Below are 11,892 nucleotides of genomic sequence, written 5' to 3' on the forward strand. Positions count from 1 at the left end.
ATGGAGATCAACCTGAGTGACTTCCACTTTCTGCGCCCGGCCTGGCTGTTGTTGGCGATTGTGGGTGCCCTGCTACCGCTAATGTGGCGCCGCAGCCATGACCAGCAACGGCGTTTGCGGGCGATCATCGCTCCCCACCTGTTGCCACACTTGCTGGTCACCCCGCCCGACAGCCACCGCCTGCGCCCGGTGCATTTGACCGCTGCCCTGCTGATCATCGGCGCCATTGCGGCCGCAGGCCCCACCTGGGAACAGGACCGCCCGGCATTCCTGCAAAACCGCGCGCCGTTGATCATTGCCCTCGACCTGTCCCCGTCAATGGATGCCAGCGATGTGCAGCCCACCCGGCTGGAAGCCGCCAAGCACAAATTGCATGACCTGACTGCCCGCCGCAGCGGTGCCCGCACGGCCCTGATCGCCTACGCGGGCAGCGCCCATCTGGTGTTGCCCGCCACCGACGACCCGGCGCTGCTCGACAGTTTTATCCAGGCCCTGGGCACCGACCTGATCGCCCGGCCCGGCAAAAACGTGGCGGCGGTGATCGAACAGGCCAAGCGCCTGCTACAGGCCGAGAAAGCACCCGGCACCCTGTTGCTGATCACCGACGGTGCCGACACCACCCAACTGGACAGCCTTAAAACCCTGTTGCCGGGCAGTGTCCTGCAAGTGCTGATACTGGCAGTGGGCAGCAGCAATGGCGGGATCATTCGTGATGCCAGCGGCCAACCGCGCACCGACAGTTCCGGTCGCCCGCAACTGGGCAGCTTCGACAGCGCCGCGCTCAAGCAACTGGCCGCGGCCACCAATGCACCGCTGGGCAGCCTGACCATAAACAACGATGATCTGGACTGGGTCGAAGGCCACGCCCAGCAGCACTTCCAGGCCGCCAGCGACGAGCAGCGCGAGCTGCAATGGAAAGACGCCGGTTACTGGTTATGCGGGCCCCTGCTATTGCTTGCCTGGTTCTCGGTGCGCCGTGGCTGGAGCCTCAACTGGAACGCCGTTCTGCTGCTGGGCGCAGGGCTGGCCCTGCAACCGTCACCGGCGCAGGCCAACGCACTGACCGATGCCTTCTTCACCCGGGATCAGCAAGGGCGTTGGGCCTTTGAGCACCAGCACTACCCCGCAGCAGCCGAGTTATTTGTCGATCCTTACTGGAAAGGCATCGCAGCTTATAACGCCGCCGATTTCGATCTGGCACTGGCCAGCTTTGCCCGGTTGAACACCGCCCCGGCGTACTTTTACCTGGGCAATATTTACGTACGCCGCTACAAGTTCGATCAGGCGATTGCCGCCTATCGCCAGGCCTTGGCCCTGCAACCGCAGTTCCCCGAAGCCAGTGCCAACCTGGCATTGGCCATTGCCCTGGAAAAAGATACCGACAGCGCCGAGCAGAACACCCCCGAAGTCAAACCTGACGCGATCAAATTCGACAAACCGCCAGGCAAAGGCCAGAGCAAACCGCTGCAAACCCCGCAGGCGGCCAGCGACGAACAATGGCTGCAAAACCTGACCACCTCTCCGGCCAATTTCCTGCGGCAAAAATTCAGCCTGCAAGACCAAAAGGTGGCGCCATGAAGCCCTGCGCTCTGGTACTGCTGATGTGCGTCGGCCTGGCACAGGCCAACGAACCGCAACTGTTGGTGCAGGCCCGGCTGGTACCGGGTGATGCCGTGGTGGTGGGCGAGACCTTGCAGTTGCAGGTCGATGTGCTCACCGACAGCTGGTTCACCCGTGGTGCGTCATTACCCGAACTGAACCTGGACGGTACCGATGTGACACCGCCCAATGGTGAGGCCGGGCACCTGTCGCAGACGATTCAGGGCCAGACCTTCAGCGGCCTGCGCTACACCTATCGAATCACCCCGACGCAGGCGCAAGCGTTCTCGATCGCGCCACTGACAGTGCGCGCGACCCCGGCGCAGGCCAGCCATGAGCTGTCGGGGCAAACCCCGGTGCTGACCTTTCGTGCCAGTCTGCCCGAAGGGTTCAGCCCCGGCGAACCGATACTGGTGGCCAGCGCGTTGCGCCTGAGCCAGACCCTGACCCCGCCAGGCGGCCCGTTCAAGGTGGGTGACAGCCTGACCCGCAGCGTGACGTTACAGGCCGACGGTACCCCGGGGCTGGCCCTGCCCGCTCCGCCCCGGGGCTCGGTGGCCGGACTCGGTGCCTACCCGCAGACCCCGCAGGTGAGCAATCTGGACGACGGCCGGGGCGGTTTCAATGGCGGTCAGCGCATTGACCGGATCAGTTATCGCATCGAGCGCGAAGGCGATTTCGAGCTGCCGGCAATCCGCGTCAAATGGTGGGACAGCGTGAACCGCCAAATCCGTTTCGGCGAACTCCCGGCCGTCACCTTCAAGGCCACAGCCAGCAGCAGCTACACCCCGGTGTTCTCGATCGTTGACGACCTCAGGCAAATGGGCCAACCCACCCGGCTGCGGCTGCCCGCCACGTTGCTGGTTGGCATCGGGTTATTGCTGCTGGCCGTTGCCCTCTCTGTGAACCGGCGGCGCTTGCTCCACGCTTTCAATGCCATGCGTCAGTGGAAACACAACCGCCCGCCGCGCAAAAACTATGGTTTGCGCCCGCTCAACCCAAGACATGAAAAGGACTTCCAAAAATGAATAAACAAAAAACTGTAGCCGTGGCAGCGAGCCTGCTCGCGAATGGCCTTCGCGAGCAGACTCGCTCCCACTGGAGCAAAAGGATCTCAGCAAGAACGGCAGCGACTCTGCTATTCGCCCTGCCCCTGTTCGCCCTGGCTGCCGACCCGTTGCCCTCCTGGAACCAAGGGCCGGCGAAAAAAAGCATCATCGAATTTGTCGAGACGGTTACCACGCCAGACAGTAAGGGCTTTGTACAACCCGAAGCGCGTATCGCCGTGTTCGACAACGATGGCACCCTGTGGAGCGAGCAACCTGGTTATTTCGAGGAGCTGTTTGCCTTCGACGAAATCAAACGCATGGCCCCCCAACACCCGGAATGGAAAGACCAGCAACCGTTCAAGGCGGTGCTGGAAAACGACCACAAGGCCCTGGCCGAAAGCGGCATGGAGGGCCTGCTGAACATTTTCATGACGACCCACGCAGGGCTCACCACCGATGAGTTCCGCGACAACGTCCAGCGCTGGCTAAGCAGCGCACGCCACCCCACCAGCGGCAAGCCCTACACCGAAATGGTCTACCAGCCGATGCTGGAAGTGCTGACCTACCTGCGCAGCCAGGGATTCAAGCCCTACATCGTGTCCGGCGGCGATACCGGCTTTATGCGCGTATTTGCCGAAGAGGTCTATGGCATACCGCCAGAGCACGTGATCGGCTCCACGTTTGTCACCGAATACCAGGTCAAGGACGGCAAACCGTCAATCCTGCGCACCGCCAAAATTGCCCACAACGATGACGGCCCCGGCAAGCCGGTAAGTATCGACAGCGTGATTGGCCGCCGACCGATCCTCGCCTTCGGCAACTCCGACGGCGACCTGCAGATGCTCCAGTGGACCGCCGCCGGCGACGGCCCGCGCCTGATGGGGCTGGTGCATCACACCGACGCCAAACGCGAATGGGCCTATGACAAGGACTCGAAAATCGGCCGCCTGGACAAGGCGCTCGATCAGGCAAAACAGCAGGACTGGACTATCGTCGATATGGCGTCGCAATGGCGACGGATCTACCCGTTCGAGACCAGTGCCAACGAGCAACAGCAATAAGAAAAACAGCCGTCAGCAGTGCACCAACCAGGTCAACAAGGAGCAAGTTGCATGACTCGAACAGCCAAGTGGTTCCCCCGGCTAGCCCTCGTGGCGGCTTCGGTGATGGCGTTGTCCGCCACCGCCGTGGCCGCCGAAAAACCCAATATCCTGGTGATCTTTGGTGATGACATTGGCCAGTCCAATATCAGCGCCTACTCCATGGGTGTGGTGGGCTACAAAACCCCCAACATCGACCGGATTGCCAAAGAAGGCATGATGTTCACTGACAACTCTGAGGACCGAAGAGATCACCCAGTAGACAAAGGGCCTGATCCATATGACAACCTCGATGATCCCTCAAACTGCACCAAAGCTGTTACAGACTGCCTTAGCTAAGCCTTACCACTATCGTAGGTCTGGTCGTTACTACCTCAGGCTGCGTCCCCAAGGGTCCTCTACGGGTTACCATTCGGTCTCCTTGCTGACCAACGATAAGGCCACAGCCATGACCATCTCTCAGGACATCCTTTCGGCTCTCGCTGTGTTCCATCTGGACAACACCGGGGCAACTTGGGATGAGCTACGCGATCACCTCTACGTTATCGCAGAGGAAGCCCTGACCATGGCACATGGTGATAGCTCTCTGGTCGCCTATGAGTCGATCTACGGGGATCTAAGCGATAACCTTAGGAAAGCATCAAGCCAAATGGCAATGACCAGTACTCAGCAACAAGGGCTCTCTAAGGCTCAAGAGGTACTCAAGGCTGCTCATGGTCGTCTTCATGGTGACTCTGGGGCTCTGGCTGATCTGGTCACTGAGCTTGGGGCACCCCACTCACATGCTTCTCCTTGTGTGTCCCTATCTGTAAGCGCATCTCAAGGAACCTCTCAAGGAACCTCTTCGGGTATCACCTTCAATGAGCTCTCCACACTCTACATAGAGGAACATAAGGCCAACGTTGAGCCTGCCACCTTGCGGGATATCCATTCTGTCTGTAAGACGCTCTCGGGGGCCTTCGCTGGGTTGGATCTTAAGGGGCACACTCGGGCGGATATGGTTGCTCTCAAAGGTGCCCTCATGGTTGATCGTCAAGGCTCCACTGTGAACAAGCTATTGACTCGCCTATCAACTGTCATGTCATGGGCTGTGAACAATGGCTACCTTGATAAGAGCTTCGACAAAGGACTTAAGTTGACCAAGGATGCTGACAGCTCCCGTAGAGCGTTCTCTAAGGACCAAGTGGCTCGGCTCATGGTTGCTACCAACTCGTTGCCTGTGACCGATGAGACCCGCTGGGCAGTGTCTGTAGGGGTTCTCACAGGTGCCCGTATCGCTGAGGTCCTTCAGTTGACCCGTAAGGACATCGTTGAGGTCAATGGTCAGTGGGTCGTGAGCATCAATGCTGATGATGGTAAGTCAGTGAAGACAAAGAGTTCCCTTAGGGTTGTGCCGTTGACCGATGAGGCCTACGGGTTTGACCTCAAAGACCTCCTTGAGTTTGTTGCTGGGTCACCTGAAGGCAACGCTCTGTTCTGTAGCGGCTCACGCTCAGCGACCCAAGAGAGGCTCAACAGGTTCATCAAGAAGACCCTTGGGTTAGACAAAGGCAAGGCGAGCCTATCGTTTCATTCCTTGCGACACTCATTGGCTGGAGCCTTGAAGGCCGCTGAGGTGCCTGTGGGGACCGCTGAGGCAATCCTTGGGCACTCGTCGGGGTCGATTAGTTATGACCTCTATGGTGCGGGGAGTGCAGTTGAAGTGGGGCGTATGGCTGAGGCCTTGAAGGTGGCCTTGAAGTGAGTCCGATCGGGACCCGCCCGGTCTATATAAAATATGTAGACCCTGCTGGAGCTGCAAATGCTCACCGTTCAAAGGGTCTGCGAGGTTTCTCTTTGGAAAGACTGATGGCATTTGAAGCCATGAGTCTACCTAAAGAGCCCAATGGCTGCTCATTGGGTACATAGCGGTATCACTTGGACCATTGATACAGAAGTTCTGTATTAATGTCCCTGAGGGCCTTCCATCTCTCAAGGATGTAAGCCTTCCTAAGGGCCTGCGAGGTTTCTCTTTGGAAAGACTGATGGCATTTGAAGCTATGAGCCTGCTCCAACGGTGAGGTGTGCAAATTTTGCATAGCTTCCATTCGTTTAGCCTGCACCAGTGGCGTAGAGCAAGCCTATCGGCAAACGATAGACCGAGATGTGTGAACAAACCGGAAACATCGGTTCGTTAAGGAGCCCTTTGGGTCAATGAATACGGGGTGGCGTTAAATACCCTCACTAAGGCTACAGCACACCAACTGACCTTAGGAGGACACCATGACCTTGCTCACCCAACCCGGACCACATCATCGCCACGTTGACCACGACACCGGCATCATCCTTCACGTTGACCCAATCACCGGGCAGATCCTAAAGAGCCACACGATGGTTCTCCCCAAGTCCAAAGAGGACCAGTTCAAGGCATGGGCCACCGAGCGTCAAGCCTGTGAGAGCCTCGCTGAGGACCACTTGAAGACAAGCCCAGTCGTTGCGCCTGATGCTCAAGCAGTCATCTCTGAGGAGCCTGTGCGTGGTCGTGGTCGCCCTAAGGCCGCCTTCAAGAATCCAGTAGCTGCCTATATGCACCTCCTCGCAGTTCCTTACTTACTGCCCTGGGTGGACGACATCATCAAAGGGTCGATCATCACCAGTGCTGGCATTAGCAACGGCAAGATCAACGTGAAGACCAGGGCAGTGATCGGGGCCTTGTTCGCTGAGGACATCACAGCGGAGGTCTGCAAGACTCAGGAGATCAGCTTGAGGACTGCCCAGCGTGTGGCGAAGGCCGCTCGACATGCTGCCCATGGCATCGCTTCCTACGTGGACCGACACCCAGAGTTGAAGGCTGAAGTTGAAGCTGAAGTGAGCGCGGAGGCTCTATTCCGGGGCTCTCAGGCTTAACGACGGAATATATAAAAGAAAACTTTAGGGCCCTCTGAGGAGGAGCATCGACCACTTATCGACCAGTCTCATTGAGAGAGGGATTGTGATGAATATCACCCTCTTCAAAGAGGACCTCTAAGAGAGAACCTTGAGCACATAAGGAGAACACCATGACCACCTTGAACACGATCACCATGACCACCGTTGAGATTGCCGCAATGACAGGCAAGCGACACGACCATGTACTTCGGGATGCAGACCGGGCTATTGAACTGGTCATGAAATCTCGCGCCCCAAATCTGGGGAGCCAAATTGAACTGGTCAACAAATCTCGCGCCTCAAATCTGAGGAGCCAAATTGAAAGTAAGGACGTAGACGCAACTGAAGGAACCTTTGAGAACCGAGGTAAGCAATATCGAATGCTGGTCCTCAATAAGCATCTGGTCTTCACGCTCATCACCGGCTACGACACTGCATTGCGTTACACAGTCATTGGTCGATGGATCGAATTGGAGCAAGCAGCTAACCCAGCGTTCGCCTCTCAGGCCATCACTGCGACCCTCATTGACCTACAAACACGAGTCGATGCAATGGCCCCAGCCTACGAAGAGCACGTCCGTAAGGGTCGCTCAGTTGGCTATAGCTGGCGTGAGGCCTGTCGACTCGCTGGCATTGATCACCCTGACAAGCTCATGGCCTTGATGATCCGCTATAAGAAGGCCCGAAAGAACCTCCACGGGCACACTGAGATCAACCCGAGCTACGTCAAGAAGGGCTATGTGACTGTGCTCAAGCCTTCTAATCTGATCGTCAAGGCCAACGGTGGGCATCTCTTCAAGGTCACCTCTAAGGGCCTCACAGAGTGGCTCTCAGCGAATGCCTGTGAGATCAACGCATCGGTCCTCGAAGCGAGCCGCCCTAAGGCTGTAGTCGATGAGCATGGCTATACGATCGCTATCACAGGTGACAACACCGAAGGCATGACAACACGCAGTCTTCACTGATCCTTTACGTCCACCTCAAGGAGAACCAAATGACCACCCCTACGAACTACGGTAAGACCATCCCCACTGAAGCTGATTTGAGCATCATCAATCAGTTCTTCATTAAGCCGCGCCGCTCCCGCCTCATTGAGCTACGCACAGCACTCACAAAGGCTACCGCCCCGGGCCGCTCTCGTTGTCCTGAGTTGGGCACCATCTATGACATGGATGTGGTCTATGCATACACCGATCGCACTATGGGTACGTCCTTCACGGGCGCTCTCAAAGAAGCCCTTGAGGCTGGTCTGCCACTCAAGACTCTGATCCGCTGTGACCTACAGATCCCGATGTCTAATCAGCCAATCGTCGTGGCCTACAAGGATGCTTGCTGAGGTCCCTTTGGGCCAGTAAACATTGGTGTCGTAAAAACCCTCACTAAGGCCACGGGAATCAGTCACCCATGGTCTCCTCAAAGTCCCACGAGGCGCCCTAAGCGTCAGTAGTGGGCAATCTATGCACCACACCGGAACCTCTTTGCTGTCCGCCATTCAGCACAGAGGCATTCCTACAGTCCCCGCCAATGATCCACTCAAGGACTGTGAACACACTCAAACCCAATACCTTTAAGCAAGCCTTGTTGATCCCATGCGGGTCTCCTTTTCCCATTGGTCATGTGATCGTGGCGGCAAGGCTTGGCTTAAGGGTTCCTCAAAGGAGAACCTAAAATGAAACTCGACATCGTACACACCGATAAGACCCTGACCATTCAAGGTCAAACTGTGACCAAGGCTTATGCTGAAGGCGTGATGCTGGCCGGGCTACTGGCTGCTGTGGGCAAGAACCACGGCGCTATCACCTCGATCATCAAGCAGTTCATGGAGGCTGGCCTAAGTACCTCAGCATTCCCTGATCAAACCTCAGTGGCCCGCCAAGAGATCCATGAGGCTGCCCAGCGTGAAGCTGCTCGCCAACGTGATGCCAAGTTCCATGCCGACCGCTTTGCTTCCTATGCGCCGCCAACCCGACTTGAGGTGGCCCGTGCTCGTGAAGAGAAAGAGAAGCGCGCTGCGGCTATCCGGGAACACGGGAACAACATCCGTGCAGCTCGTCGCAACTAACAGTTGACCGTACAGGAGCCTTTTGAGATCCCTCTGGGGCTTCCATAAACAGAATTCAATTCAGGAGATTATCAAACATGAAACCATTCCAATACGAAAAACCAACCACTTGGTCGACCGCTATCACCGAACAAGGTGGGACCATTCAGTTCAACACAGGGGCCTCCATTAAGGATGGCTCAGGCACTGATGCAGCGGCCTATGTGAAGACCCTGACCGAAGGCCTCGATGAGTACTTCAACGGTGGTGACTGGGAAGAAGGTGCTGAAGAAGCAATCCCATGTGAGTTCCGCCCTAAGGGCACCGAGCCGACCACCCAGCAGATCGTTCTGATGCAAGATCGTAGTGTCGAGTTCGACCCACGCAAGTCCATCTACGACAACTCATCGTTCGTCAAAGGTGAAGCTGTCGCTGGCGACTTCCTGTTCTGTGAGGCCACCCCTCAGGCTGCGCTGTTCTCGTTTCGTCAGACCTTCTTGGATCACCACATCATGTCGGGCTTCACTCTCAATGGCTTGGCTCAGACCGCTGACAAGCTCTTGAAGGACTTTGAGTTGTCCTGTGGTGCGACCATTGCCAAGATCCTGCTCACCTCGCCATCGACCGAGACCAAGGCCCTGACTGGCCTCTCTAAGAACCCACGCGAACGCGCTGAGGACATCATTGACGGCCTGACCATGAACATCAACCAAGCAGTCGGCACCTCGCTGTCTGACTTCGTGTTGCTGATCCCTGCCAAAGAAGTTGCTGGTCTTGAGCGTGCTGCTCAGCGTGCTGGCCTGTCAGATGTAGAGGACCTCTTGGGCTGTGGCTCTCAGTTCTACTCGGGTGCAGACATGGGCATCTTTATGTTGCCTAAGGGCATGGCCTCGCTGAGCTTCCGTAAGGACTCCAATGGCGCTGTGTGGCAGATCCATGCGACCCGTAACTCTAACGCTATGGCGTGGGACGTTGAGGTCATTGGTGTGGCTGATGTCGTGGCTCAGGCCAAGGTGCAGCTCAAGCTGGCAAACCCTGCCGACCCTAAAGAGAAACTCCAAGTTGAATTGGTCGACTTCCCTATGATCACTCGGGTCAGCCTGGCCTAATGTGTGACGCAATAACGAATGCCTCAAAGGACCTCTCGTAGGGTCCTCTGGGGTCTTCTTAGTGTTACGTTATTTCATCACGTATAAAGGAGGTAAACCGTGACGACAATGACCATCAAAGTAATGCGATCAGTCCTTGGCTCAAAGAGCTTCTGGAAGACCATAGCATTGGTCGCTGTGATGTCCGGCCTTGCTGTACCTGAAGGACTCGCTGAGTTGATCGCTGAGGTCCTCTCTGAGGCCATGACGGCAATAGGTGATAATGATGCAGTGTTGGTCTCAATGACCTTTCCTTAGGGCGCTCCTGTGTGAAATCTGATAACTGAGCAGGGTGATTGCCCACGAGATTTCACACAGGAGCGCCTTACCGATGATCGAAAAGAACCCTTGAGGTCCTCTTTGAGAATCTGGGAGAAAAATGTGAGTGACCACCTTTAATGCCTTATGGCTGGGTTTACCCCCGTAGGCCCTCAGGCGCACATAGGCGCGATAGGGACCCTCGCAGGCGCACGATAAGGCTCAGGCACGGGCGCACGATAAGGACCCCAAGAGCGGCTCATAGAGTGTGACAAGGCAGTATCAAATGGTGATGCCACATGCTATGGTGCCCACCCCATCTGGTCTCCAAGCCACCTCAGTGAGTTCACTGACTACTACGCAGAGAACAGCTGCACCGCCGGGCGCTCGTCGTTTATCACCGGGCAGACGCCGCTGCGCACAGGCCTGTCCAAAGTCGGCATACCGGGAGCACCGGTAGGCCTGCAAAAGCGCGATATCACCATCGCCCAGGCGCTCAAATCCCAGGGCTACGCCACTGCACAATTCGGTAAAAACCACCTGGGCGACCGCGACGAGTACTTGCCGACCAATCATGGTTTTGACGAGTTTTTCGGCAACCTCTACCACCTCAATGCCGAGGAAGAACCCGAACGCCCGTACTGGCCCAAGGATGACCCGGCTTTCGTCAAGGCCACCTCGCCCCGTGGCGTGATCCACAGTTTTGCCGACGGCAAGATTGAAGACACCGGGGCCCTGACCGCCAAGCGCATGGAAACCATCGACGACGAAACCACCGCGGCCGCGCAGGAGTTCATCGAAAAGCAGGCCAAGGCCGACAAGCCTTTTTTTGTGTGGATGAACACCACGCGCATGCACGTCTTTACCCACGTGCGCGACTCGATGAAGGGCCAGAGTGGTATGCCCGGCAACGAGTACGCCGATGGCATGCTTGAGCATGACGGCGACGTCGGCAAACTGCTGAAAACCCTCGATGACCTGAAAATCGCCGACAACACCATCGTGGTCTACACCACCGACAACGGGCCGAACCAGTTCTCCTGGCCGGACGCGGCCACCACGCCGTTCCGGAACGAGAAGAACTCCAACTGGGAAGGTGCCTTCCGTGTCCCGGCGATCGTGCGCTGGCCGGGGAAAATCAAGGCTGGCGAAGTGAGTAACGAGATGTTCTCGGGGCTGGACTGGTTCCCGACCCTGCTCGCGGTGGCTGGCGATGCCGATGTCAAAGACAAGTTGCTCAAGGGCTGGGCCCCGGTGGCAGGTGGCAACAACTTCAAGGTACACCTGGACGGTTTCAACCAGCTGCCGTACCTGACCGGCGAACAACCCAAGGGCAACCGCAACGAGTTCTACTACTTCAACGATGACGGCATGCTGGTATCGATGCGTTTCGACAACTGGAAAGTGGTGTTCTGCGAGCAACGCGAACCGGGCGGTTTCAAGGTCTGGAGCGAACCTTTCGTATGCCTGCGGGTGCCGAAAATCTTCAACCTGCGCATGGACCCGTTCGAACGGGCTGACGTGGTCTCCGATCAGTATTACGACTGGAGCACGAAAAACGTCTACTTGAACGAACTGGCAATCATGAAGGCGGCCAACTTCCTGGAAACCTTCGTCGATTACCCGCCAAGCCAGAAGCCGCCAAGCTTCAGTATCGATCAGGTACGGGCAGCGGTAGACGCCAAGATTGCGGAAAAAATGAAAAATCAGCCAGCGCAGTAAACCTGCCCTGTGGGAGCGGGCTTGCCCGCTCCCACACGGGGTAACGACTCCTTCCCGAATTCCTTCTG

10 protein-coding genes and 2 pseudogenes are annotated in these 11,892 nt (G+C 57.1%); all 12 read left to right on the top strand.

The window, feature by feature from the left end:
- The gene (locus tag EQV96_RS02895; protein ID WP_240881234.1) at positions 1-1,578 is read left to right on the top strand and encodes a VWA domain-containing protein; all 1,578 of its coding nucleotides are present in this window, start codon (positions 1-3) and stop codon (positions 1,576-1,578) included.
- Positions 1,575-2,627, top strand: coding sequence for a BatD family protein (locus tag EQV96_RS02900; protein ID WP_240881235.1), 1,053 nt, complete (start codon positions 1,575-1,577; stop codon positions 2,625-2,627). Before EQV96_RS02895 ends, EQV96_RS02900 begins: the two co-directional genes overlap by 4 nt.
- On the top strand, positions 2,624-3,709 hold the full coding sequence (locus tag EQV96_RS02905; protein ID WP_232527599.1) for an HAD family hydrolase: 1,086 nt from the start codon (positions 2,624-2,626) through the stop codon (positions 3,707-3,709). Before EQV96_RS02900 ends, EQV96_RS02905 begins: the two co-directional genes overlap by 4 nt.
- A gap of 51 nt (positions 3,710-3,760) precedes the next feature.
- Positions 3,761-3,979 (top strand): annotated as a pseudogene (locus EQV96_RS02910) (arylsulfatase); the annotation flags it as partial.
- A 217-nt stretch (positions 3,980-4,196) separates the two neighbouring features.
- Complete coding sequence (locus EQV96_RS02915; protein WP_240881236.1) at positions 4,197-5,492, top strand: tyrosine-type recombinase/integrase; 1,296 nt, start codon at positions 4,197-4,199, stop codon at positions 5,490-5,492.
- A gap of 518 nt (positions 5,493-6,010) precedes the next feature.
- The gene (locus tag EQV96_RS02920; protein ID WP_240881238.1) at positions 6,011-6,634 is read left to right on the top strand and encodes a hypothetical protein; all 624 of its coding nucleotides are present in this window, start codon (positions 6,011-6,013) and stop codon (positions 6,632-6,634) included.
- A gap of 152 nt (positions 6,635-6,786) precedes the next feature.
- Positions 6,787-7,620, top strand: coding sequence for a Rha family transcriptional regulator (locus tag EQV96_RS02925; RefSeq protein WP_240881239.1), 834 nt, complete (start codon positions 6,787-6,789; stop codon positions 7,618-7,620).
- Positions 7,621-7,649: 29 nt separating this feature from the next.
- A complete protein-coding gene (locus EQV96_RS02930; RefSeq protein ID WP_240881240.1) occupies positions 7,650-7,991 on the top strand; it encodes a hypothetical protein in 342 nt (113 codons plus the stop codon).
- A 333-nt stretch (positions 7,992-8,324) separates the two neighbouring features.
- Complete coding sequence (locus EQV96_RS02935) at positions 8,325-8,717, top strand: hypothetical protein (RefSeq protein WP_240881241.1); 393 nt, start codon at positions 8,325-8,327, stop codon at positions 8,715-8,717.
- Between the two features lie 77 nt (positions 8,718-8,794).
- On the top strand, positions 8,795-9,805 hold the full coding sequence (locus tag EQV96_RS02940) for a hypothetical protein (RefSeq protein WP_240881242.1): 1,011 nt from the start codon (positions 8,795-8,797) through the stop codon (positions 9,803-9,805).
- 99 nt (positions 9,806-9,904) lie between these two features.
- Complete coding sequence (locus EQV96_RS02945) at positions 9,905-10,102, top strand: hypothetical protein (protein WP_240881243.1); 198 nt, start codon at positions 9,905-9,907, stop codon at positions 10,100-10,102.
- A 345-nt stretch (positions 10,103-10,447) separates the two neighbouring features.
- Positions 10,448-11,824, top strand: a pseudogene (locus EQV96_RS02950) (arylsulfatase); the annotation flags it as partial.
- Positions 11,825-11,892 lie beyond the last annotated feature (68 nt).

It is taken from the genome of Pseudomonas sp. TMW22080 (assembly GCF_022496745.1).
Classification (GTDB): Bacteria; Pseudomonadota; Gammaproteobacteria; order Pseudomonadales; family Pseudomonadaceae; genus Aquipseudomonas; species Aquipseudomonas bubulae.

Excerpts from the sequence above, each read along its gene's own strand:
- EQV96_RS02895 (WP_240881234.1), top strand. The coding sequence starts at position 1 with ATGGAGATCAACCTGAGTGACTTCCACTTTCTGCGCCCGGCCTGGCTG.
- EQV96_RS02900 (WP_240881235.1), top strand. The coding sequence starts at position 1,575 with ATGAAGCCCTGCGCTCTGGTACTGCTGATGTGCGTCGGCCTGGCACAG.
- EQV96_RS02905 (WP_232527599.1), top strand. The coding sequence starts at position 2,624 with ATGAATAAACAAAAAACTGTAGCCGTGGCAGCGAGCCTGCTCGCGAAT.
- EQV96_RS02915 (WP_240881236.1), top strand. The coding sequence starts at position 4,197 with ATGACCATCTCTCAGGACATCCTTTCGGCTCTCGCTGTGTTCCATCTG.
- EQV96_RS02920 (WP_240881238.1), top strand. The coding sequence starts at position 6,011 with ATGACCTTGCTCACCCAACCCGGACCACATCATCGCCACGTTGACCAC.
- EQV96_RS02925 (WP_240881239.1), top strand. The coding sequence starts at position 6,787 with ATGACCACCTTGAACACGATCACCATGACCACCGTTGAGATTGCCGCA.
- EQV96_RS02930 (WP_240881240.1), top strand. The coding sequence starts at position 7,650 with ATGACCACCCCTACGAACTACGGTAAGACCATCCCCACTGAAGCTGAT.
- EQV96_RS02935 (WP_240881241.1), top strand. The coding sequence starts at position 8,325 with ATGAAACTCGACATCGTACACACCGATAAGACCCTGACCATTCAAGGT.
- EQV96_RS02940 (WP_240881242.1), top strand. The coding sequence starts at position 8,795 with ATGAAACCATTCCAATACGAAAAACCAACCACTTGGTCGACCGCTATC.